Here is a 22,167-nt window from a genome sequence, read left to right on the forward strand (position 1 = left end):
TCTACCCCCCCAGGCAAGGAAACCGGATTTCAAAGCGAGTTCCGGCTGAGAAATGCATGTGATAGTGCAGCGATGCGTTTGATCTGGAGAGCGCTTCCTTGGCGATGTTCAGGCCAAGCCCCGTGCCTCCGTCCTTAAGCGTGAAACCGACATCGAATATCTGTTCTGCGAACTCCTCCGGGACTCCGGGGCCGTTGTCATCGACGTATATGATCGCTTCGCCGCCTTGCCAGCGAAAGCGGATGTCGACTCGTGGGTTTTGCGTCTTCGCCTGCTCCAGCCAGTAGATCGAGTTGCCCACCAGATTGACCAAGGCGGTCTTCAGATCATCCTTGTACCCGACAAGTCGCTTAGCGGTGCCCTCTTGATGGACCTCCATCTCAATGTTGTGGCTGTCGAAGATTCCAAGCACCTCATGAGCGGCATCGACCCCGTAGAAATCTTCTGGTGGGCCCCGCCGTGCGCCAGAAAGCGGGCGAAGTACCTCAAAGAGTTTTCGCAGTTTCTCTCCGTTATCCCGGACCAATGCAAGCTTTTCTGGGAATTCCTTACGTGTGTCCTCTGTATATTTGCTGTTGTCAAAGAGGAACTGAAACCGCGTCTGAAGTCGCTTTCCAGTGTTCGCCAAGAAGGTGGCGCTCGGGGCGCCCTCGTGAAGGATTTCACCAATTATCTGCCCGAGGGATGATTGTGCTTCCAGAATTCTCTGGCGCTCTTCGAGAGCTTCGATCCTCTCGACCAAGAGGGCAGATTGCTTGGCTATTATGTCTTGGGCGGAACTTCTCTTCGCAGGAGAAATATCTGATATGAGACTCTGGAGGGGCTCCAGTTCGGAGATCTTCCTGACATCCTCGAAGGTGGTCCGCTTTCGTCTTGCTATTCCCGCATCTTCACGGAATTTCTGTCGCCGCGGTTCAACGCGTTCCGCTAGCAAGTCCGTGATGAGCCTATGAAGCCGACGGAAGGCTGCATTCTGTTCGAATCCCTCTCGGCTGCTCCTTTCCACCAAACCGGAAGCGTCCTGATCCTGGACCGTGACGTAACCGGCGATCTGGTTGTGACCAATTCGCAGGCTTGGGTTCTGAACCCGGCGCTTGTCCAGCGTCAGCCAGTCGTTCTCAGGGTCACCATATGGGCGGATTCGAAATCCGGCCCTGTAGATCGCAATTCCGGCAACACTGTCCAAAATCTGACGGGCCTCGGCAGCACTCACATCTCCCAGCCCAGCCTTTCTGATGGCCTCCCGGACAACCGCCGCTTCTCGGTCGAAGAGGAACAGCTGAACGGTGACTATGCCGCAGGACTGCTCCTCGTCCTGGAGTGGAAGGACAAGATCGATCGGCTGAGGTGCCTGTCCTGCGCGACGAATCTGCATCGTACCGTGGAACCGCCCCGCCACATCGAAATGACCTGAAACTTCGTAGTCGCTACTTGTGAGGATAGGGAACGGCTGAACCTCGTATGCCTTTTTGGGATCGGAATTCCCTTCTGTGTCGTCCGGGTCGTGGGTGGTCCCAAGCACGGTCCAGCCGTCGAAACCCGCTGTTTCCTTCGTACAGCCCGACAGGTCGAGATAGATTGAGAACTTGTCTTGGTCATTCTGCTGCAACGGAGAAATCAACCGCCGAAGTTCAAGATACAGTCGAGCGAGTTTCGGTTCCGTCCAGTCTTCTGAAAGCTCGCTGATCTCGATCGTCGTGCCCGTAGGGAGCGTCGATTCCTGGGTCATGTAGTCGATCGAAACGTCCGACAGGTAGGTATCACCGTCGAACATGCTCCAGTTCAGCTCGGGGATCAGAACCTCGACGCGCGACCCAGTTCGGTCGCTGACGGAGTTCAGCGCCATACGGGTGCCAAGCTTGGCCGCTGCGAAACGCCCGATGCCCTTGGAACCCATCATGTGGCGCCTTTTGATCGGCGACAGTCGCGTGCCTGATTTGGCTGCGGTGGCCGGCTCCATCCATTTATCCTGGATGTCAGACAGCGCCATGCCGTGGCCATCATCAGCAATGACGATCCTGCCGTTGCCTGCCTTAAGAGGCGGAATGAATTTGATCGAGACGAACGATGCGTCCGCGTCGTAAGCATTCTTGACCAGCTCGATGACAGCTGCTTCTGGCCCGCTGATAAGCTGGTCACCTATGGTGCGAATGATGCGGGCGCGTGGCCTGAATTGAAGTTTCTGTGCGGTCGGCGGCATTGTTGTCCGTGTCCAGATGCGATTCACCACGTTATAGTGAAATCCATCGAAAATCGGCGATGGAGCAAGTGAAAGTTATTCTCGGCCTCGCAAGCGGTGATCAGTCTCGGTGGGTTAGGCGGCGTTCGTCAGAGATCCCGGAGCCCTACCCTCTGAAACCGAGTGACCGCGCCTCGGCAATGATCTTCTCTCCATGCATCGCCTGCTTGCGCGTCGGCGGCTTTCCACTTCCAGCCAACTTGCCCAAGCTGAACGAGAGCGACCTCTGCCAAGGCTGCAGCGTCTGAGTGTCCTTTGCCCACGCTGCCAGGTCGAACCAGGTCTGCGCCGGGAGAGCCGCGACCCTCGCAACCTGCTCCGCCTCGGCAGCACTGGTCTGCTCCTCGAGCGCATGCGGCGATCCCGCAGCGTGTGCCTTGTCACGTGAGACGAGTTCCGCCTCCAAGCCTGCGGGGATAGGTATCGCATGCGCACGGAACTGCTCCCAGCAGCTCTCCTTCTTGCACCATTCGGTGACGTTCTGCCCACCGGGCGGCGTCGTTACATGCTCGTGCGCATGCACGCTCAAGGTCTCGATAAAGGCTTCAAGGGCCGGCGAAAGTTGTTGCGCGGCCCAGACCGCCTCCAGGTCGACCCGCTTGGCCGTGTGGTGCGAAAGCCAAGCCAGTGCATAGGTGACGATGTTGGCCCGATAGCCGCCAAACTTCTGGCGTGACACAATCTTCTCGGCCCGTCGGAAGAGAATGGCTCTGGCGACGCAACGCTGGAAGAACCGTTCATCGGGTTCAAACGAGCCCCTGTTATCGACGTGGTCCATGAAATCCAGATAGCACTTCTGACCGCCTCGGCTGACAATGTGCGGCAGTTGAGACCAGGTGTGCTCGTACTTGGCGAGATCCGTCTTGGTGATCAACTGGCTCCGCGGATGGATGACCTCCCATGCCTTGCGTTCGCCATCCGTGCGGTTCTGTGCAAGCGCATCGTGATACTGGCCGCGCGCGCGCTCGTAGAACCAGCGCGACTGACGCTGCATCCCGGCGGCCGGAGGGGCCCAGATCGACCCCGATAGCTCCTGCATCCTCCTGTGGAATGGATGGTTCGAGGAGAAGTCGGCCATATTCACCTTGTTCTGGTTGTTTGCCGACTGGGAGATCCGTGGTGCAATCTCGTCTATGTCGCCATTCGACAAAATTTCGGTGATCTTAACTGGTACCTGCAGCCGACTCGCGTCGACCTTGTCCTTCCGCCATGCGCGGAAGATCGAGCCCGTCGTCTGCCCCCCGTTAACAATCTGGAAGTCATCCGCTGCAAGAAGGTCCGCTGTTCCATCGCCATGGTCGACAAGCTTGATGCCGGTCGCAGTAACCGACAGACCGTTGTTGAACGCAAGGAACATCTGCGGCTCATCGATGATCGTCTTCCGGATGCTCTGGTTCACCTTGCCCTTGAGCTGAAGAAAGCTGCGCACGTTGCGTTCGAGGAGGCGTGGCCCGTGTTGTCTGTACATCTCAACGAGCAGGTTGCCCGGCAGCATGGTCAGGAGGCAGCGATATCCGCTGTCCGGCGGACTTGCGACTATGCAGCGGACCGAAGAACCGCCAAGCCTCGGAAAGTCCACATGAATGGGCTCTCGATTTACCCCCGAGGACACGGCCCGATGCAGCCGACGCAGATCCCACAGATGGCTGGAAACCTCGATCGAGCCGAACATCGTGCTCTCGATCTGCTCCACGGTGGCGAGCCCGTCGGTCACGAGGAACAGCCGGACATGACTGATGTCATCCCGTGCTTCCCAGATGGCTCGTGACATGTCGTATCCCGTCAGCGCCTCTTCTCGCTCCCTGTGGAGACCCGCCAACGCCTTCTCAAGATAGGCGCTCAGTCGGCGAAGTCCCGTGTCAACGTCCGCCTTCGGCACGCTGGAGGCAGCTCCGTCGAGGCGCGGGATCACGAGGAACAGATCCAGGCTATCGTTGTCCTCCGAAAGAAAGTATCCCGAGCAGCGGATGCCGCGACCCTCGACCGCACAGGGAATACCATCGTCGATCTCGCCGGCATCGACCAGGTGCTCGAACATAAGTTCGGCGAAGGCCTCGGCTCGAAGTGCCCCGTCCTCTGCCGCGTCGGCGCGCGCGATTACATCCTGCAGGATGTTGAGTGCGAACGCCTGGAGTTCCTCTGCTTCAGACATGATTGATCTCCAGAAGCGCGGCGGCCTGCTCGAACGTGATTTCATGCTGACCGAGATCGTCAGCAATGATCGAGTAGTGGATATCTCCCACCCCGGTCGGAAGGTTGGCTTCTGTCAGACGCGGAAACTCCCCCTCTACCCGATAGTAGTGCGACGATGAAAGACGCCACCGATTTGAAGTGTAGAGGGGAGAGTGAACGTCTAGATAGCCGCCGAGCATCAATCGGTCGTCGAACTCCAGAGCGGCAGCCGGATCACCGGATAGCGTCTGCCGCAGCCGGGCAATGACCATCGGAAGAGACTGGCCGAGACCGGCGCTTTCGTCCATTCGCAGGTGCGCAAGCACAAGCGCATCGTGCGGTCTCTCATCAAGCTGCTTCTCGTTGGCGATGACGATGCGCGTGTGGCGCTTCGCCAGGCTCGTCTTCACCTCTATCGCCGTTCCGAGATGGATGAAATCCTGGTGGGCTGGATCCGGCCCAACCCACGCTTTCACAGCAATGAGGGGATCGAGCCTCTCGAGCAGCAGCGTTTCGAGCACGAGCAGTTCGCCAAGCAGACCGCGCTGACTCTCTTCCGAAAGTCCCTCCGCGGGAACGCGCTCGAAGAGCCCCTGCCACATGCAGAGTCTGTCAATGCACCGTTTGAGTGCTCCGGATGCAGTCGGCTGAGCAATGGCGGTTCCAATAAGGTCTGCCGACAGAACAGCGAAGATGGCGAGAAGCCGGTCATCTTCCAGCACGATCCGCAGGATCGTTCGCTGTTCAGGCATTGCAACGACTTCATGGACCGTACGCACGCCGCGACAGCTCGGGATCCTGCCACCAGTCGGCCGCTGTTCTCCTGCTCCTTCAATCAAGATGCCGGGTCGGCGGCTCGGCCAGAAAATGCACGCGAAGACGTCGATGGCCGAGTCCGTGTCGAGTCGGACGCGCTGCATCCCGGTCGGACTGGGGGGTTCTTCCCCAAGCCCCCGCCAGATCTCGAGCAGGCGGTCCGGCGTCATTCGAAGATGCTCTCGAGCTGTTTGACGCTGTTTTCCGCATAGTCGATCAACGGCGCCTCTTCGTCGAACGGGAAGCTGATGGCAAATCCCATGAGCGGCAGGGCATCCGGCAGATTTGCAGCGAGCGGATAGATCAGCAGCAGTCCGCGATCAGGACTGCGCTGCCTTCTGATGAACGGTCCACTTGCCGTCTTCGGCCTGTCTTGCTTCGGCTCGGGCTTCTTTTCCCAAGCAGCGAGAGTCTGCGTCATTGCCAGATCGTGCTGCGTCTTGTCGAGGTCACTGACCTCATCGGCCGGACTGACCAGACGACCGATTGTGATGCGGGCGCCTCCATCATGTATTTGAGGGGCTCGCTCGGTCAGCGTGACATCATAGGGTCCGATCGACCTGGAAATGCCCGATGCGCCCTGTCCTGCCAGCACAACCGTCCATTCGCGAAGTCGACCGTTCGCGACCCGGTTGGAAACGTAGTCGGCAAGCGCTTTGGAGTTGGCTTTCCAGGATTCCCGCGACGTTTCGAGCCGCTGCAGGAGACTCACAATCTGAGTTCCACCGATTTCGTCCCACCGTTGCCTGCCCTTGCCTGGTCTCAGCGGCAGGCCCGCCAGAAACTCGGCGAATGCGTCGAAATTCTTCCTCGCGCTTGCGAAGTCGAACGCGACAGTTTCCGAGATTGTGCCGGAGAAGCCCGCCCGCACCTGTGTGCCCGCGCGCATCTTGTTGGCGGCAGTGATGAGCATGCCGTCGGGATGCGTGCGCACCCGATGGCCGAACTGGAGTGGTGTTTCACCGTTGTCGAAGGTGAGATCGAATTCTTCGCGCAGCTCGGCAGTCGCGGTTGCGATGTGGCGATACCAGCGGACAAGGATCGGCGACGTGTAGAGGCGACAGAGATCCGCGTAGCGAGGACGATACCCGAACCACCTGCCCATCTGCATCAGAGTGTCGTACATCCGCGACGTGCGGATGAAGTAGCTGACCGACAGTCCCTCCAAGGTCAGGCCTCGGGACAGCTTGTCTCCGCCGACGGCGATGACTGACATTCCTTCGGGATGATCGACGTAGTCGAGCGCATCCTTCGCAGACCCGTTGATCCGGCGAACACCGATACGCTTCGCGGCATCAAAGAGCTGGGACCTGACCTGATCCCACGTGACGGGTGGAAGATCGTAGTCGGCAAGTCGCTGCCGCAGGTCGTCGGCCTTCGCCTCGAACTCCTTCGTCCAGAGAGCCTCAAGGTCGGCCATTGCGGAGCCGCCCGTTCCCGGGAACTCGAGCTGGCGAACGATATCGACGAGATGGTCGTCAATCAGCGCTGCAACCTTCTCCTGGACGGCTGTAAACCGCGTGACGTGGACCAGCATCGAGTTGTCCACGTCGACGTCTCCGCGCACGCGGCGCGCTGCGCAAACAAGGATGAAGGCGAGCATGGCTTCCTTCAGGCTGGCCGGAAGGTCTGTAACCGGAAGCTCCTTCTTGTGGCGTGGAGGGAAGATCACTTCAGCGTCTCGAACGTCGCAGATGATCGGTAGGCCCTTGGCCTCACCATCCGCGCCTGGTCGGTTCAGGCCAAAGACCTTTTCGGGACCGATGTAGTTCGAGGGCGCAGGCAGGTTGATTATGAAGCTGCGGGGAAAGAGATCCTCGCCGGCTATCTTGTGTTTCGCCTCATGGTGCATGAAGACGTTGGCGAAGGGCGTTGCCGTGTATCCGACATACGCGCTCTTTTCGAACGAAGTGAGCAACCGCCTGATCAGGAAGTTCGTCTTTGTCGGATCTGCGTCCTCGTCAATGTTGCCATCCTCGTCACGATACTCGTTGGTGTTTGCCGAGGCGTTGTCCGCCTCGTCGTCTATCACCAGTATCGGCACATCGCGGACGATCTTCCCGCCGGGCGTCGCTGCGTCGTCGACAGCTCGAACGGACAGCACCCATGCCAGCAGGTTCTTCAGAATGCTGACACGCTTCTTCACGACCAGAATTATCGGGTCCCGGCCGCCGGGGACCAGTCGGGTGCCGTTGGCGGTAGCTGCCTTGAAGTCGCCACCGTCGGAACTGCTCGTCAGCGAGTGCGCCACGAGGAACGGCGCACTTGGCATCTTTCCAGCGCCAACACGCTGATTTTCCTGCTCGTCGGCCAACAGGCTGAGGCGTGTGTCAAAGCCGAGAAAGCCTTCGTCCAATCGGAGCTGAGTCTGGCTCCTGAGGCTGTTGTGGACGCCGGCAAGGACAATCACGAGTGGGAATCCCGCGTCGACCGCCTTGCAGATCAGCGCGGTATAGTTCGAGGTCTTGCCTGACTGGACGTCACCCACGATAAGACCGCGCCGATCCCAGGCTCCGGTCGTCTCCGGATTGCGGAGACGGTCCAGAATGTCGTCGGTCAGGCGATCCATCTGCCTGAGCGGTCCGTCCGCCCACCGCTTTCCTCGATCCATCCAGTGTCGATAGCGCTCCCAGAACGCGAATTTGCGCTGCTCGCGAGCCTTCGCCACCCAGGCGCTGAAATCCTTGTCGTCGATGACCGAATAGCCGCCGACCAGGGTGTTGTTCCTCGCCTCCAGTTCGCGCAGCAACCTTGTGCGGTCGACCTCCTTGTAGGTGGGCATCGCGACTACCGTGTCCACCGCCCGTTCAAGCGCCTCCTGAGTCGTCCGGGGCTCGAGTTCGAGCAGTGAATTCGCGACGCCATATGCGCTTCGCATAAGTGCCTCTGACAATCCAATCGCCATGTTTCCCCCTACTGTTTTTGAGCCGCTACCTTGCGGGCGATTTCGTCCAGAAACGCCGAGACGAGCTCCGGATGATTGTTGAACGGCTCCATCAGGAGCAGCGCGCGTGCGGCCTCGGCACGGTCGCGACCGTCCTCGACCATTGCGTGGAACACTGCCTCCATCGCCTTCCGAAGCTCGGCTGGAGAGTCCTCGAATGGCTGACCGAAGGTGTCCGGCTTCTCGGCATTGTTGATCACGATCAACGGCGCCGGGATCGTCTGCTCGATCAGATTGAACAGCGCGCGCACCGGCGCGCGATCATCCGCCGTCGCCAGCACCTTCCGGACGAGCGGGTGATCGCGATTGATCCGGTAGAAGGACTTCCCGTGCTTCATGAGATGCGTCCACAGGAATGTCTCCTTGTCACTCAGCTGTCGCTGAATGACCTTCCCGCGATGCCTGTAGATGCTGGATGCGCGATTTCGCGTTGCCCGCGCGATGCGCAACAGATCCTGCCGGAGGGCGGCCGGGGGTCGCGCGCGGGATTTCTTGACGTCGATCTGCCAGAGGAGGTCGGCCGAGTTCGCGAGATCGATGCGGATGCGGGCGAGCTTGAAATGCTCCTCCTTCTGCATTCCGAGACCCAGCCAGTCGCCTGCTACCAGCAGGCGGCGATTGCGGTAGATGTAAAATCCCTGGTGGGCGTTCCATCCCTTCGGACCGGCTGCGGCACTGTGCTGCTCGGCACTGATCCGACTGTGGTGTGGCAGGATGAACGCCTTGATCTCCGCCTGCTCGCCATCACAGGCCAGATTCTCGGTGACCAGGGGCTCCGTAAAGTCGCAGTCCTCCAGGAAAGGGTCCCATGGTTCGATCTTCCTCCCATTGATATGCAGGTTGATCGCGTTCCTCCCTTTCAGGAACCGGTGAAACACCATGGAAAGATGCTGTTTGACTGCATCTGCTCGCTCCCTGAAATGCTTCTGCGCGACGTCGTCATCATGGTCCACGTCGCCGACAAGCGCATCAAGCCGATCCCAGAAGAGGATGGTTCCGCTCTTCTGATGCTCGAGCAGCGAGTGGTCGGCTGCCGAGAGCAGATCCATTCGCTTGAGCAGCCGCCACTCGCCCGTCTTTGTTGACGCGATGTAGTCGAGATCCCAGCGCCGGAGAGCGGGAGCTGACCGTGTTGTCTTCGACAGAACCGTCAAGCACCGACACTGCGAGATCGAGGCAGTCTTCATGCCAAGGCCGAAGCGCCCGAGATCGTTGGCCGCGCGATCCGCGAGGGGACTGAGGCTCCCCGGTTTCATCGCCTGCCGCAGGTCGTCTTCGGCCATGCCTCTGCCATCGTCGCGGACGAGAATTCGGGAGTCGCGCCCCGCCCACTGCAGGTCGATCCATACGTTTCGAGCTCCCGCGGTGATGCTGTTGTCAATGACATCCGCGAGGGCGGTTGGAAGGTCGTAACCAAACGCCCGAAGGGACTCGAAAAGCTCGCCGGCTCCAGGACTGGCGATGTCGTAGTCAGGCGACATGCGGCAGCCTGACGTGTTCGGCCGTTTTGTCCGACTGCCTTTCGCGTGCAGTCAGAATGGTGAAAAGGGCCTCGCCGATCCAATGCGCAAGCAGGGGCGGCACGGCATTGCCTACCTGAATGTACTGCTCGGTGCGATTGCCCTCGAAGACGTAGTTGTCGGGGAAGGTCTGGAGGCGAGCGGCCTCCCGTACCGAGAGACTCCGGCACTGCATGGGATCAGGATGGATGAAATAGTGCCCATCCTTCGAGATGTGGCTCGTTACAGTCGTCGATGGTCCGTCGGCAAGCTGTACCCGAAAGCGGTCAGCAAACTTGCCCGAGTCCCAGTTCTTGTGGTCGGGCGCAAGCTCCTTGGGAAAGTCCGATGCCTTCGGGGACCGGCCCACCACTTCTGCGAACACAGCGGCGAAGAAATAGCGCGCCAAGTCGCTTGCCATGTGAGCCCGCGTTGCGTGGTTCGGCAGAGTGTCAAGGCGTGGATCGGTCAGCCAGCTGGAGAGATCGTCGGGACAATCGGACGCGATACCGACGCCGTCCGCCTCACGGCCGAGGATTTCCCTATGGCGACGGAAACGCGCCTGGTATCGGCTCACCTTCTCTGTGAAGGCCGTCCGCACATCTTCCGGCAGACCCGTATCGACGCCAGCAACGAATGCCATGGCATCGCTCACGACGCGCTTCCAGTCCTCGTATGTATCGGGGCCGCGGCTCAGCCCGCTACGGAGCGGCGGCATGCCGCCAAGCACGTTGCCGACCGTCGCCTTCAGATTGTGCCGCACCATCAGATCGGCGAGTGCCCGGTCCGGCAGATCGGCGGCCAGGTCTGATCGCAACCCAACCACGATCACGCGATGTCGCGCCTGCGGGACGCCAAAATCCTCGGCGCGTACGATGAAGTCTCCGGCACGCGGGTCGATCTTGCCCAGTTCGAGCTGTCGCCTGCGGCGCGGATCGAGTGCAATGAGCCGGTAGCCTTCGCCACCGCTCCGTTGGCCACGCAAGTCTCTGAGCACCTGGTCAAAGATGCGATTCTCGCCGTCGACCGACGAAGAGAGCATGCCCTTGACATTCTCCATCACGAATGCCGCCGGACGAAGTCTGTCGAGGATGCGGATGTACTCCTCATAGAGAAAGTGGCGATGATCGTTCTTCGCCACATAGCCTTCCTTGCCTTGGTTGCGGGCACGGCCGACAAGGGAGTAGGCTTGACAGGGTGGCCCACCGATCAGAATGACGTTGCCATAACTCTCGTCGCGAATCTGATCGAGGCGTCGGTTCAGGCGCCTTTCAGGCGGTTCCTTGCCCAGCTCGAGTTGCCAGGCCTCCTGTTCCGCCATCGACCACTGCGCCGGGTACAGGTTTGACCAATCGGGCTCAGTGATCGCACAATTGATGAAGTCATAGTAGCTGTCGGGCAGGGTATCGCCGAACTGACGCAGGAAACTCCGCAGCCGAAGGGTTGAATGGGCGGCCGGCTCCTTCTCGACAGAGAGAGCAATGCGGAACGCACGCTCGCCGTGACTGTCCCGAACGCTTGAGAACCCCTCCGCGAGCCCCCCTGGGCCTGCAAAAATGTCGACCACGGAATATATTGGCAAGAATCACGTTTCCCCGAACCCACCCGACAAGCGACGCATGAATATCAAGTATTCCCTCGAGATGGTAGGCCGGTGTCCATGGCCGACGTAGTTGATCCGGCGACACGCTCGCGAATGATGTCGGGCATTCGCGGAAAGAATACGAAGCCGGAAATCGCGCTCCGACGATCACTTCACCGGTCCGGTCTGCGATATCGCCTGCATTCGACACATCTTCCGGGGCGACCGGACATCGTATTCCCGTCTCGGAAAATCGCCATCTTCGTTCACGGCTGCTTCTGGCATCGCCACCACGGCTGTTATTGGTGCAGCACTCCGTCATCGAACTCGGAATTCTGGAATGCCAAGTTCGAGGGCAATGTCCAGCGGGACCGGGAGGCGGCCGAGGCGCTTCGAGGAGCGGGCTGGCGTGTCGCTGTTGTCTGGGAGTGCGGTCTGCGCGCGTCAAGCACGGATGACACGGTCGCTCGTCTGCTCGCCTGGATCAGGTCAGGTACAGGCGATTTCGAAAGTCCGCTGGTTCGGCGTCTCAGCTCTGACTGTTACGGGAATTCTGACAGCACGTCAGGCCGCACACGGGGGCATTAGATGGATTCCGTCAGCGACGAGGACTATCAGAAGCACATGGCGTCCATCGTCGCGGAAGGATTCGCGCTCGACCCTTCCGGCTACGAGCGGCTGAGCCAGTGGACACACATACTGCTCCACATCGTCAGCGCCCTGAAACCAGCCAGCAGAACGGCAGCGACACGAAGCACCAGCGTCCTGCTCGTGCCTTTAGCCGAAACCCCTGGGATCGAACGGGTCAACGCCATCACACGCGCCCAGTGCAGGCCGAGATGGATGCCGACGATCATCATCACCCAATAGGCCGAGAACCAATGGACTTCCCGCAGATAGATGCTGTCGGGGATCGGGAGCGCGCCGAACAGCGATTTCGAGATCACGATGCTGGAAAACAGCAGAATGACCATGTTGACGATCAGCAGCAGATGAACGGCGGCGACAAAGGCGCGGCGCCCATCATATCGGCCCCTGAGGAGATTTTTGAACCAGAGCCGGTTCACGACGTTGTGCCGCGCCAGCAACGCGAACATCGCCGTCCCGACTATCTCGTGCGGCACGTTTTCGAGCCACCAATAGGCCAGCGAAAGCAGAAGGAAGATCGCCATGGCGCCGGGCAGCAAAGCGACCGCCGGTGATTTCTGTCAGCCGCCCGATGGCAAATCGCAACTTTGGTGATTGGCCATCCTGGGATTCATGCCGTGACATCAGCGGAAGTATGCCACGGCTTAGGATAACAACCGATCTGTGGCGATCCTTCGCGCCCCCCTCTGTCCTGCCGGACATCTCCCCCACTTGGGGGGAGATCGGCAGCTTCGCGGACAGCGGCCTTTTTGCACGGTTGGTGGTTGGCGAAATCAGTGATGAAGGCCAATCTCCCCCACACGGAGGGAGATTGGCAGCTTCAGCGCTCCGCTCGCGCCTGCGACGGTGGGCGATTGGCGAAAGCGGTGGTGACGGCCGATCTCCCCCCAAAGTGGGGGAGATGTCCGGCAGGACAGAGGGGGGCGCGAAGGATCGCTACGGAGTGCTTTTTTCTGCACCGTGGCAGCGCTCTCACGTCACGGCATGGATCCCAGGGTCTGCGCGCGTCGCTTCGCTCCTTGCTTCGCCCTGGAATGACGAAGGCGCAGGGGCTTGCGCTAATCACAAATCTTGGAGATTGCCGGCTGGAGGCCGGTCATAGCCGGTCATGACGAAGGGTAGCTGGCACATCGCGGATGCAAGCGCCGTTCTGAACCGCTGCATTCTTCGGCTGAGGTCACGGAATGGATCCCAGGGTCTGCGCCGCGTCGCTTCGCTCCTTGCTTCGCCCTGGGATGACGAAGGCGCAGGGGCTAGCGCGTGGTTTTCCTGTGACGCTGGTGCAGCTCCGTGCTAGATGCACCAAAAAGCCAACGGCTGGCGCGGCAAACCGGGCGCGGTTTGAAAATATGTCAGTTGGCGTCGCTGTGGTTGGTAAACTTGCTGCCATTCAAACTGAGCGCTTCCTGCTCTGGTCGCGCCGGCGCGAGGATCGGACACCCTGGCGACTAAGCCAACGGGCATCAGCCGTCAGCTGTGCGAAGGTGCTTAGGGCCGCCATCGCCGGCAGCCCTCATGCGTTTGCGCGTCAGACGTCGAACTGATAGGTCGCCGGAAGGTAGGTGTAGCCACTTCCTGTCCTTTCCAGGAACCCGACGGACGGATGGGGCACCCGTTCTGTCGCGATCATGTCCAGAACGCGCTTGCGGCTGACAGAAGCAGCGGCCTTGTCCATATCGAACCTCATCTCCCAATCGGGCCTTTGGAGATTTACGGCGTAATGAACCGCCGTATCGGCCATTGCGATCGCCCGCTTTCCATCAGATTCGATGTTGAGGACAGTATGGCCCGGAGAATGCCCCGGCGCGGCGATGGCCGTTATGCCCGAGGTGGCGGGAACCCATCCGCCTCAAATGGCTTGTCCATGGGTAGATCTTGAAGGGAGAGGCCATTGTCCGCACCTGAGGAAATGGATGTCGTCCTCGAAAAGCTGCCTTTGAGGATCGGCGCCTACGTGCCCGACGACTTGCTGGAGGACTGGTTCGCGCCGGGAACGGGCATGAACCCGGTCAGCAAGGAAGCGCTGGCGGCCGCCAAGACGTACGGATGGCGCTTCGAATGCGAGTTCAAGCATTATCCCGAACGGATGGAGGGCGTGTTCTGGAAATGGGTGCCGGCGATCTGATCCGCACAATTTGCATCGGCCCCTTGGCGCTTCAGGGATCGAAATTGCCGGGGGATCGCTCCTCCTGATCGCCTTAGCCGCCGCCTATCGGCGTCGTCACCTTTCCGGTTCCGCCGCATTCGGGGCAGGTGCGGCCGTCGATCATGCCTGTCCCGGCGCAGCGGTGACACATATGCTCGCCGGCGCCAGCAAAGCCTGCCGCGTCGGCATTGACTTGGTCTTCCGCAGGTTGCGCAGGTTTGCCTTGCAGCTTGCCTCGCAACCGGGCGGCGGTCTCGTCCACTTCAAGCGACGTGCTGCTGTCGTCCGGTTCGCCGGATTGGCCTATGGTTTGGTTGCGCGGCCGGTCGTTGGTGCGTGTCGTTATCTTCTGAGCCATTGCAGTTCTCTTTTGCGGTGGCGCAGCTCTCAGCTCCTGCGGTTCGAACGCGTCAGCTCCGCAGAGGTTCCGGCTGGCAAATGTTCGCCGGCGGGCCGGACGGAAGCGGCGACAGCCAAGCGCATCCAGGCTGAAACGGCACGCGATCGGGAAGTCGCTCAAGCAGGATTCCCATCAATGGCGCGGCGCCGCTTTGCATCAGCGCTACGACAGCCGCTCGGAGCGCACTTTCACGTCATCGCTCAGCTGCCGCACGATCTCGGTGGTCTTGCGGATATCGGCTTCGTCGAGAGCGACGCCCATGGTCGAGGCGATTGCCAGGAGCTGGGCGTTCAGCTCACTGTGGCGCGCGGCGCCTGTGCGCGTCAGCTGCACAAGCTTCGAGCGCCGGTGTTTTGGATTGTCGATGAATTCGACCAGCCCCTCGGCCGCAAGCTCATCCGCCAGCCGCTGCATGCGCTGACGGCTGGTGGGTCGCATCTGGGCGATCTGCGGCACGGTGAGCGGGCCAAGCAGGGCCAGGCTTCGCATGAAGCCGAACGCACCGCCGCCCCAACTGGTGATGAGCCCGGTCTTCTGGCCGAGAGCCCGTATTCTGAAGAAGCACCGGGCCACTTCGAGCATCAGCTCGGTGATCGCCCCGGCCTTGCCGTCAGCGATGGGGTCAGCTCCTTTCGTTCGGTCGGTCCCGTGTCGTGCCGACGCCATCGCTTCCGTTCCTCCTGTCTGTGCCAACTTCTGCGATTGACACCGCTGTTGTCAACTTCTAGAATGACAACTTGATTGTCATCTCTAGGGGCTATGGGCTTCATAGCCCTCCAGCATCTGCGGGAGCAGACATGGAAATGGCTGGGCAAACCGACAGCGGAACGGCGGGCGTCATCGCGAGACCGCCGCTGCTCTTTCTCGCTGCTTTCCTGATTGGCTTCGTCCTCGATCGCCTGCTGCGCTTGCCGTTCCCGGTTCCCGGGCTGGTCACCTGGATCACCGGCGGCTCGCTGATCCTGTTCGGTTTTGCGCTTTTCGCCGCGGGCATTCGCAACTTCTCCCGCGCTGCGACGCCGGTGCCGACGAATGAGCCGACGCGCGTGCTGGTGACGACCGGCATCCATGGCTGGACGCGCAATCCGATCTACCTCGGCATGTTCCTCGTCTATGGCGGCATCGGCCTCGCCGCGCAGAATATTTGGATCCTTGTCCTCACGCTGCCGCTTGCGATCCTGATCCGCTACGGCGTCGTCGCCCGCGAGGAGGCCTACCTCGAGCGGCGTTTCGGCGACGCGTATCTCGACTACAGGCAAAGCGTGCGGCGGTGGCTCTGAGAGTCGCAGGAATCCTGATGTGTGACGCCTGATCCCAAAGTCCTGCCGAGCTGGTACTATTTTGTCGGCTGACGACGATCCAGAACCAACGCTTAGGGATTCAAATGAAACTCGGCTTCATCGGCACAGGCGCGCTCACGTCAGCGATTGTCACCGGGCTTAAATCCGCCGCGGACAATTCCGTATCGGTTGTCCTGTCGCCCCGTAATGAAGAAATCGCTGCCGGCCTGGCGCTTCGCTACCCCGATGTACGCGTGGCAGCCGATAATCAGGCCGTCCTCGACAGTTGCGATACGATCATGCTGGCGGTTCGGCCGCAGATTGCGCGTGACGTGCTTGCAGGATTGCAGTTTCGTCGGGACCATCACGTCGTCAGCCTGATCGCCACCCTGTCGCGCGAGGAGATAGCCGGGTTGGTCGCCCCCGTGGAGCAGGTGACAAAAGCACTTCCCATGCCGATGATCGCTCACAGGCAGGGAGCGACAATCATCTGCCCGCCCGATCGGCGCATGGCGGCATTATTCGGCAGGCTGGGAAAGGTGATCGAGGTCGATGATCCGAGCGAGTTCGACGCGCTGAGCGTCGTTACCGCGACATTTGCCAGCTATTTCAAATATCTCGACACCATCCATGGCTGGCTGAAACAGCATGGCGTCGCGGACGCGCGGGCGCATGACTATATCGCCACCATTTTCAAAGCGCTGGCCAACGCACCGGAAACAGCGCCGGATATGGGCTTCATGGATCTGGCGCAAGACTATGCAACACGCGGCGGAATCAACGAACAGGTTGTGCGCGAGCTCACGGCAGGGAATGTCTTCGATGCCTTCGCAGAAAGCCTGGATGGCGTGCATCGGCGTATCTCGGCAGGAGCAGCGCCGCGCACCGGCCCTCGATCGTGACGATGACAGTCGACCCTGCCGTAATCCTCCACACCAACGCGCCGGCGGTGGCGATGAAGGTGTTGCGGGACAGGCATCCGGGGCTTTCGGTTTACCCTTGTGACAGCTATGCCGGTCTGGCCGCCCTGATCGAAGAGACAAAGGCCGAGATCGTCTATTCGGTGCGCTTCGACGGCACAGCGCGCTTTCCGCGCTCCGCTCTCCTGGAAAGCCCGACGGTGAAATGGGTGTCGGTCGGCGGGTCGGGGACGGATCATCTGGGTCGCTGGAACCCCGAAGAGGTGACGGTGACGAACGCCGCCGGTGTCGCGGCCGACATGATGGCCGAGTACGCGCTGGGGGCGATGCTGTCCTTCTCGCTGGGCCTTCGAAATTTCGCCTGGCATCAGCGCGCCCGGACATGGATCACCGGCACGGTCGAGCCGATCCAGGGCAAGACCTTGCTGCTGCTCGGCCTCGGCAGGACCGGGCAGGCATTGGCCCGGCGCGCCAAGGCCCTGGGGCTGACGACGCTCGGCGTGCGTGCGCATCCGAGGCCAACCGCCGAGGTCGACGAGGTTCACGGCATCGAGTCCTTGCCGGGGCTTTGGGGCCGGGCCGACTTCATCGCCTGTTGCGTGCCGCTGCTGGAGGCGACGCGCGGGCTGATCGGCGCTGCGGCGTTTGCCGCGATGAAGCCGTCGGCGGTGCTCATCGACGTTTCGCGTGGCGGCGTCGTCGACGAGGCAGCACTGCTGTCGGCGCTCGACGGCGGCCGCATCAAAGGCGCCGCGCTCGATGTGTTTTCGACCGAGCCGCTGCCGGCGGATCATCCACTTTGGAGCTATGAGAATGTGATCGTCACGCCGCATTGCTCGTCGGTTTATGAAGGCTGGGAGGAGAAAGCCCTCGATATGTTCGCAGACAATCTCAGCCGCTATCGGCGCGGCGAAAAGCTGCTCGGCGTTGTCGATCCAATGCGCGGTTACTAGTTCCTCTGCACAGAGGATTTGGTTCTTTGACTGAGCCTGAAGGAGGCTGTGATGGTTGCCGCCGACCGATCTCCTCCTGCCAATCTCGAGGGTTTGCGATTAGCCATAAGCCACCACACCTTCGTCATCCCAGGGCGGAGCAAGGAGCGCAGCGATGCGGCGCAGACCCTGGGATCATGCCTTTCCTCGGAGCGCTGCTGCGGTGGAGAACCTTTGATCGCGGCGGGACAGCGCCCCCCTCTGTCCTGCCGGACATCTCCCCCACAAGGAGGGAGATTGGCCTTCATCACTGATTTCGCCAACCACCAACCTTGCAAAAAGGGCGCTGTCGGCGAAGCTGCCGATCTCCCCCCAAGTGGGGGAGATGTCCGGCAGGACAGAGGGGGGCGCGAAGGATCGCTACAGGTCAGCATTTATCCGGAGCCGCTGCATTCTTCGGCTGAGGGAACGGCATGGATCCCAGGGTCTGCGCCGCGTCGCTTCGCTCCTTGCTCCGCCCTGGGATGACGAAGGGAGGGATGTTTCAGCCAATCCTAGAGGTTTGCGATTTGCCACTGAAATTGGCTGAGAGGAATTGTCGACGGTCGCTGCCGATCGGCCCAACCTGTCAAATGACTGTGCAGAGGAACTAGCGATGAAGTCTCCCGACGGCGCCTCGATACAAGAAGCCGATATCGCGATCATCGGCGGCGGCATTGCCGGAGCGAGTGCGGCCTATGAACTAGCGGCCATCTCGTCGGTCATCCTGCTCGAGCGCGAAAGCCATTGCGGTTACCATTCCACCGGCCGGTCGGCCGCGAGTTTTACGGAGAATTACGGCAACGCCATCATCCGACGGCTGGCGATCGCCAGCCGGTCTTTTCTCGAAGCGCCGCCCGAGGGCTTTTGCGACCATCCCTTGATGCTTCCGCGTGGGATGCTGACCATCGCGCACCAGGATCAGCTGGGCCGGCTTGAAGAGCAGCTCGAAAGGGCCCGGCAATTCGTGCCGTCGATCCATCGGGTCAGCCCCGGAGAGGCGTTGGCGCGCGTGCCGGTGCTGCGATCCGATTATGTCGCCGGTGCGATCGTCGAACCGGGTTGTCGCGAGATCGACGTCAACGAGCTTCATCAGGGTTTCCTGCGCACTGCGCGCAAGCGCGGCGGCCGGATCGTCACCAATGCAGGCGTCGACGCGATAGAGCGGCACAAGGATCGCTGGATCCTGCAGACGAGCCAGGGACTGTTCGCCGCGTCGATCCTCGTCAACGCTGCCGGCGCCTGGGCGGACAGGATCGCTGCGTTGGCTGGCGTTGCCCCGATCGGCCTGGTGCCGAAGCGACGCACCGCATTCCATGTCGCGGCACCGGATGGCGTCTCCATTGCCGGCTGGCCGCTGGTCAACGATGTCGGCGAGGAATTCTACTTCAAGCCGGACGCCGGCCGGATTTTCGTCTCGCCGGCGGATGCGACCCCGAGCGAGCCGATGGACGTCTATCCCGACGATTTCGACGTCGCCGTCGGCGTCGATCGCCTGCAGCGCGCGACGACGATCGACGTGCGCCGGATAGAGCATCAGTGGGCGGGGCTGCGCAGCTTTGTCAGCGACGCCTCGCCGGTGGTCGGCTTCGACGCCAAGGCCGAGGGCTTTTTCTGGCTGGCGGGCCAGGGCGGCTACGGCATCAAGACATCGCCGGGGCTGGCCAGGGCATGTCGCGATCTAATCGGCACCGGACGCTTGCCGGATGATCTGTTGCGTCAAGGCATCGAGCCGGGCGATCTTGCGCCTGGCCGGATCGGGGCGACACCCGCGCCTAGGGAAAAAGCATCGTGAGCAAGGGATGACCGCATGACAATCGAACGCTTCGAGAATGGCCCACGCTTCTGCCGCGTGCTCAGCCACAATGGTATTGTCTATCTGGCCGGCATGACGGCCGACGATCTGTCCGGCGACACCACAAAGCAGACGCGCGACGTGCTCGCCAAGATCGATGCCTATCTGGCGAAGGCCGGCAGCGACAAGTCCAGGATCCTGAGCGCCACGGTATGGCTGCGCGACATTGCCGATTTCGACAAGATGAACGCCGCCTGGGACGCCTGGATCGACAAAAGCGCCATGCCGGTGCGGGCAACGGTCGAGGCCCGGCTCGCCGGCGACGGCTATCGCGTCGAGATCATGGTCACCGCTGCCGCATGAACTGCGATCTATTGGGGGAGACGACGCCATGGCGCGAGACCTGACCATCGCGGTCTGCCAGACCGGCCCGATACAGAAAAGCGCGCAACGGGCCGAAACGGTGGACCGGCTGGTCGCGCTTCTGGAAAGAGCGGCGGCCGCCGGGGCTGAAATCGCAGTGTTTCCCGAACTGGCGCTGACAACCTTCTTTCCGCGCTGGCGGATCGACGACCAGGCCGAGATCGAGGCGTTCTTCGAGCCTGCCATGCCGGGCCCGCAGACGCAGCGCCTTTACGACGCCGCGGCGCGGCTCAAGATAGGCTTCGCGCTCGGCTATGCCGAGCTGACGCGCGTCGACGGGGGCCGCTTCAACACGATGGATCTGGTCGGGCAGGACGGCAAGCTTGTCGGGCGCTATCGCAAGATCCATGTGCCGGGATCAAGCGAGCCGGAACCGGGCACGACCGTCCATCTCGAGCGACGTTATTTCGAGCCGGGCAATCTCGGCTTTCCGGTCTTCGTCTATCGCGGCGTGCGCGTCGGCATGGCCATCTGCAACGACCGGCGCTGGCCGGAGACCTACCGCATGCTCTGCCTCAACGGCGCCGAAATTGTCCTGATCGGCTACAACACGCCGCTGCTGCTCGATGAGGCGCCGGCGCTGGCGCATCTGCGCATGTTCCACAATCACCTGCCGATGCAGGCCGGCGCCTATCAGAACACGGTCTGGGTCGCGGCAGCGGCCAAGGCCGGCCTCGAGGACGGCCAGGCCTTGATCGGCGGCTCCTGCATCATCGCTCCGACCGGCGAAATCGCGGCGCAGGCGATGTCGCTCGATGACGAGGTGATCGTCCATCGCGCTGATCTCGACCTGATCGCCGTCTGCCGCAAGGTGAATTTCGACTTCGCCAGATATCGCCGGCCCGACCAGTATCGACTGATCGCGGATCAGGTTTGAGGTGACTCGCTGGCGTTGCGGCTCGCGTTCCGTTATTGCGTTACGATCACAGGCTTCGAAACTAGGCCCTCTGCACAGAGGACTTGGTTCTTTGGCTGAGCTTGAAAGCGGCTGTGGATGGTCGTCGGCCGGCCTCCAGCCGCCATCTCTGACGCTGGCGATTGGCAAAATCCCATCACACCTTCGTCATCCTAGGGCAAAGCAAGGAGCGAAGCGACGCGGCGCAGACCCTAGGATCCATGCCGTTACCCAAGCCGAAGAATGCTGCGGCTCAGAACGGCACTTGTATCCGCAACGGTGCCAGCTACCCTTCTACCATGACCGGCTATGCCTATATGACCGCGAGCCAGAAGCGCGGCACGATCTACATCGGCGTCACCAACGACCTCGGCCGCCGCATGCCGGAGCACAAATCCGGCCAGGGATCGCGCTTCACCAGCCGCTACGGCGTGCAGCGTCTGGTCTGGTACGAGGAACATTTCGACATTCGAGACGCCATCCAGCGTGAGAAGTCGCTGAAGCGTTGGCCGCGCCAATGGAAGATCGAGCTGATCGAGAAGACCAATCCGGAGTGGTTCGAGCTTTTTCGCGGAACGGGCTGGTAGCGTCCGGTTCTGGTCCGCTGCATTCTTCGGCTGATGTCACGAAATGGATCCCAGGGTCTGCGCCGCGTCGCTTCGCTCCTTGCTCCGCCCTGGGATGACGAAGTGGAGGGATGCTTCGGCTAATCCTAGATGGTTGCGACCTGCCACTGACAGGAATCATCGACGTTCGCTGCCGATCGGCTCGACCTGCCAAAACTACTGTGTCGAGGATGCCCTCAGCCTCACCCCGTCAGGATCGAAGAACGGCATCGCCGACACCACCGCGCGTGTCGGCGCGCCATCGATGTCGATGCTGAGCACCGTCCCGATCTGCGTGAACGGCAGCCGCAGATGCGCGGTCGCCAGCACCTTGCCCGAGGAATAGCCGTGGTCGCTATAGTGACGACGCCGGCATCCTCGCCGTCGGCCAGAACCCGCGCATTCGCCGCGGCCGGCATGCCGCCTTCGACGATCAGCCCGGTCCAGCGGCTCGTCGACGCCTGTGTCGCGGATCTTGAGCAGCGCCTCGCGGCCGACGAAATCGCCCTTGTCGGAGCTGATCCAGCGATCGAGGCCGACATGAAACGGCGTGCGGGTCTCGTCCATGTCGATGCCGTGCGCCGGATAGGCCTTCTCCAGTCCAAGCGTGAATATCGCCAGCACGCCATAGGGTTTCAGGCCGAAATCCTGGCCGGCCCGCATCAACGCGTCCCAGACGGTGGCGGCCTCGTCGGCCGGCACGAAAAGCTCGAAGCCGAGCTCGCCGGTCACGCCGGTGCGCGAGATCAGCAGCTTCGTCTCGCCGATGCGCGCTGTGGTGAACCACCAGCGTTTCAGCCCATCCAGATCAGCGTCCTGCACCAGCACCTTC

19 protein-coding genes and 1 pseudogene are annotated in these 22,167 nt (G+C 61.4%); 9 read left to right on the forward strand and 11 right to left on the reverse strand.

Features of this window, described 5'->3' with window-relative positions:
* Position 1: 1 nt before the first annotated feature.
* The 6 genes from A9K68_RS02970 to A9K68_RS02995 all read right to left on the reverse strand — a co-directional run bounded on the left by A9K68_RS02970 (position 2) and on the right by A9K68_RS02995 (position 11,237).
* Positions 2–2,200, reverse strand: a complete 2,199-nt coding sequence (locus tag A9K68_RS02970; RefSeq protein WP_065009983.1) for an ATP-binding protein — start codon at positions 2,198–2,200, stop codon at positions 2–4.
* Between the two features lie 145 nt (positions 2,201–2,345).
* Positions 2,346–4,391, reverse strand: a complete 2,046-nt coding sequence (locus A9K68_RS02975; RefSeq protein ID WP_065009982.1) for an AIPR family protein — start codon at positions 4,389–4,391, stop codon at positions 2,346–2,348.
* On the reverse strand, positions 4,384–5,397 hold the full coding sequence (locus A9K68_RS02980) for a PD-(D/E)XK motif protein (RefSeq protein ID WP_065009981.1): 1,014 nt from the start codon (positions 5,395–5,397) through the stop codon (positions 4,384–4,386). Before A9K68_RS02980 ends, A9K68_RS02975 begins: the two co-directional genes overlap by 8 nt.
* Positions 5,394–8,105 carry a Z1 domain-containing protein gene (locus A9K68_RS02985; RefSeq protein ID WP_065009980.1) on the reverse strand — a complete coding sequence of 904 codons (2,712 nt, stop codon included), beginning with the start codon at positions 8,103–8,105 and terminating at the stop codon, positions 5,394–5,396. The genes A9K68_RS02980 and A9K68_RS02985 overlap by 4 nt, the downstream gene beginning before the upstream one ends.
* Positions 8,106–8,140: 35 nt before the next feature.
* A complete protein-coding gene (locus A9K68_RS02990; protein ID WP_065009979.1) occupies positions 8,141–9,652 on the reverse strand; it encodes an ATP-binding protein in 1,512 nt (503 codons plus the stop codon).
* A complete protein-coding gene (locus A9K68_RS02995) occupies positions 9,642–11,237 on the reverse strand; it encodes a DNA cytosine methyltransferase (protein ID WP_246811286.1) in 1,596 nt (531 codons plus the stop codon). Before A9K68_RS02995 ends, A9K68_RS02990 begins: the two co-directional genes overlap by 11 nt.
* Positions 11,238–11,369: 132 nt before the next feature.
* On the opposite strand from A9K68_RS02995, the gene A9K68_RS03000 reads away from it, so the two are divergent.
* On the forward strand, positions 11,370–11,840 hold the full coding sequence (locus tag A9K68_RS03000) for a very short patch repair endonuclease (RefSeq protein ID WP_348640722.1): 471 nt from the start codon (positions 11,370–11,372) through the stop codon (positions 11,838–11,840).
* A gap of 80 nt (positions 11,841–11,920) precedes the next feature.
* Here A9K68_RS03000 and A9K68_RS03005 read toward each other — a convergent pair whose 3' ends face one another.
* Positions 11,921–12,439, reverse strand: a complete 519-nt coding sequence (locus tag A9K68_RS03005; protein WP_246811287.1) for a DUF4405 domain-containing protein — start codon at positions 12,437–12,439, stop codon at positions 11,921–11,923.
* Between the two features lie 989 nt (positions 12,440–13,428).
* Positions 13,429–13,725, reverse strand: a pseudogene (locus tag A9K68_RS03010) (MBL fold metallo-hydrolase); the annotation flags it as partial.
* Between the two features lie 66 nt (positions 13,726–13,791).
* On the opposite strand from A9K68_RS03010, the gene A9K68_RS03015 reads away from it, so the two are divergent.
* On the forward strand, positions 13,792–14,025 hold the full coding sequence (locus A9K68_RS03015) for a hypothetical protein (RefSeq protein WP_065009975.1): 234 nt from the start codon (positions 13,792–13,794) through the stop codon (positions 14,023–14,025).
* 73 nt (positions 14,026–14,098) lie between these two features.
* Here A9K68_RS03015 and A9K68_RS03020 read toward each other — a convergent pair whose 3' ends face one another.
* Positions 14,099–14,404 carry a hypothetical protein gene (locus tag A9K68_RS03020; protein WP_065009974.1) on the reverse strand — a complete coding sequence of 102 codons (306 nt, stop codon included), beginning with the start codon at positions 14,402–14,404 and terminating at the stop codon, positions 14,099–14,101.
* A 204-nt stretch (positions 14,405–14,608) separates the two neighbouring features.
* Complete coding sequence (locus A9K68_RS03025; protein ID WP_082982544.1) at positions 14,609–15,112, reverse strand: MarR family transcriptional regulator; 504 nt, start codon at positions 15,110–15,112, stop codon at positions 14,609–14,611.
* A gap of 137 nt (positions 15,113–15,249) precedes the next feature.
* On the opposite strand from A9K68_RS03025, the gene A9K68_RS03030 reads away from it, so the two are divergent.
* The 7 genes from A9K68_RS03030 to A9K68_RS03060 all read left to right on the forward strand — a co-directional run bounded on the left by A9K68_RS03030 (position 15,250) and on the right by A9K68_RS03060 (position 21,317).
* Positions 15,250–15,726 (forward strand): isoprenylcysteine carboxylmethyltransferase family protein, encoded by a 477-nt coding sequence (locus A9K68_RS03030; RefSeq protein WP_065009991.1) that lies wholly within the window; start codon positions 15,250–15,252, stop codon positions 15,724–15,726.
* 104 nt (positions 15,727–15,830) lie between these two features.
* The gene (locus tag A9K68_RS03035) at positions 15,831–16,628 is read left to right on the forward strand and encodes a pyrroline-5-carboxylate reductase (protein WP_065009973.1); all 798 of its coding nucleotides are present in this window, start codon (positions 15,831–15,833) and stop codon (positions 16,626–16,628) included.
* Between the two features lie 2 nt (positions 16,629–16,630).
* On the forward strand, positions 16,631–17,599 hold the full coding sequence (locus tag A9K68_RS03040) for a D-2-hydroxyacid dehydrogenase (protein WP_065009972.1): 969 nt from the start codon (positions 16,631–16,633) through the stop codon (positions 17,597–17,599).
* Positions 17,600–18,233: 634 nt separating this feature from the next.
* The gene (locus tag A9K68_RS03045; RefSeq protein ID WP_065009990.1) at positions 18,234–19,412 is read left to right on the forward strand and encodes an FAD-binding oxidoreductase; all 1,179 of its coding nucleotides are present in this window, start codon (positions 18,234–18,236) and stop codon (positions 19,410–19,412) included.
* 15 nt (positions 19,413–19,427) lie between these two features.
* A complete protein-coding gene (locus tag A9K68_RS03050; protein WP_065009971.1) occupies positions 19,428–19,775 on the forward strand; it encodes a RidA family protein in 348 nt (115 codons plus the stop codon).
* Between the two features lie 28 nt (positions 19,776–19,803).
* On the forward strand, positions 19,804–20,712 hold the full coding sequence (locus A9K68_RS03055) for a nitrilase-related carbon-nitrogen hydrolase (RefSeq protein WP_065009970.1): 909 nt from the start codon (positions 19,804–19,806) through the stop codon (positions 20,710–20,712).
* A gap of 317 nt (positions 20,713–21,029) precedes the next feature.
* On the forward strand, positions 21,030–21,317 hold the full coding sequence (locus A9K68_RS03060) for a GIY-YIG nuclease family protein (RefSeq protein WP_065009969.1): 288 nt from the start codon (positions 21,030–21,032) through the stop codon (positions 21,315–21,317).
* A gap of 195 nt (positions 21,318–21,512) precedes the next feature.
* Here the strand turns inward: A9K68_RS03060 and A9K68_RS03065 are convergent, their stop codons facing one another.
* Positions 21,513–22,157, reverse strand: a complete 645-nt coding sequence (locus A9K68_RS03065) for a hypothetical protein (protein ID WP_246811288.1) — start codon at positions 22,155–22,157, stop codon at positions 21,513–21,515.
* Positions 22,158–22,167 lie beyond the last annotated feature (10 nt).

The organism is Mesorhizobium sp. AA22 (assembly GCF_001672375.2).
In the GTDB taxonomy this organism is placed as follows: Bacteria; Pseudomonadota; Alphaproteobacteria; order Rhizobiales; family Rhizobiaceae; genus Mesorhizobium; species Mesorhizobium wenxiniae.

Coding starts and splice junctions, on each gene's coding strand:
- A9K68_RS02970 (WP_065009983.1), bottom strand. CDS start 2,200: ATGCCGCCGACCGCACAGAAACTTCAATTCAGGCCACGCGCCCGCATC.
- A9K68_RS02975 (WP_065009982.1), bottom strand. CDS start 4,391: ATGTCTGAAGCAGAGGAACTCCAGGCGTTCGCACTCAACATCCTGCAG.
- A9K68_RS02980 (WP_065009981.1), bottom strand. CDS start 5,397: ATGACGCCGGACCGCCTGCTCGAGATCTGGCGGGGGCTTGGGGAAGAA.
- A9K68_RS02985 (WP_065009980.1), bottom strand. CDS start 8,105: ATGCGAAGCGCATATGGCGTCGCGAATTCACTGCTCGAACTCGAGCCC.
- A9K68_RS02990 (WP_065009979.1), bottom strand. CDS start 9,652: ATGTCGCCTGACTACGACATCGCCAGTCCTGGAGCCGGCGAGCTTTTC.
- A9K68_RS03000 (WP_348640722.1), top strand. CDS start 11,370: ATGTCGGGCATTCGCGGAAAGAATACGAAGCCGGAAATCGCGCTCCGA.
- A9K68_RS03020 (WP_065009974.1), bottom strand. CDS start 14,404: ATGGCTCAGAAGATAACGACACGCACCAACGACCGGCCGCGCAACCAA.
- A9K68_RS03025 (WP_082982544.1), bottom strand. CDS start 15,112: ATGGCGTCGGCACGACACGGGACCGACCGAACGAAAGGAGCTGACCCC.
- A9K68_RS03030 (WP_065009991.1), top strand. CDS start 15,250: ATGGCTGGGCAAACCGACAGCGGAACGGCGGGCGTCATCGCGAGACCG.
- A9K68_RS03035 (WP_065009973.1), top strand. CDS start 15,831: ATGAAACTCGGCTTCATCGGCACAGGCGCGCTCACGTCAGCGATTGTC.
- A9K68_RS03040 (WP_065009972.1), top strand. CDS start 16,631: ATGACAGTCGACCCTGCCGTAATCCTCCACACCAACGCGCCGGCGGTG.
- A9K68_RS03045 (WP_065009990.1), top strand. CDS start 18,234: ATGAAGTCTCCCGACGGCGCCTCGATACAAGAAGCCGATATCGCGATC.
- A9K68_RS03050 (WP_065009971.1), top strand. CDS start 19,428: ATGACAATCGAACGCTTCGAGAATGGCCCACGCTTCTGCCGCGTGCTC.
- A9K68_RS03055 (WP_065009970.1), top strand. CDS start 19,804: ATGGCGCGAGACCTGACCATCGCGGTCTGCCAGACCGGCCCGATACAG.
- A9K68_RS03060 (WP_065009969.1), top strand. CDS start 21,030: ATGACCGGCTATGCCTATATGACCGCGAGCCAGAAGCGCGGCACGATC.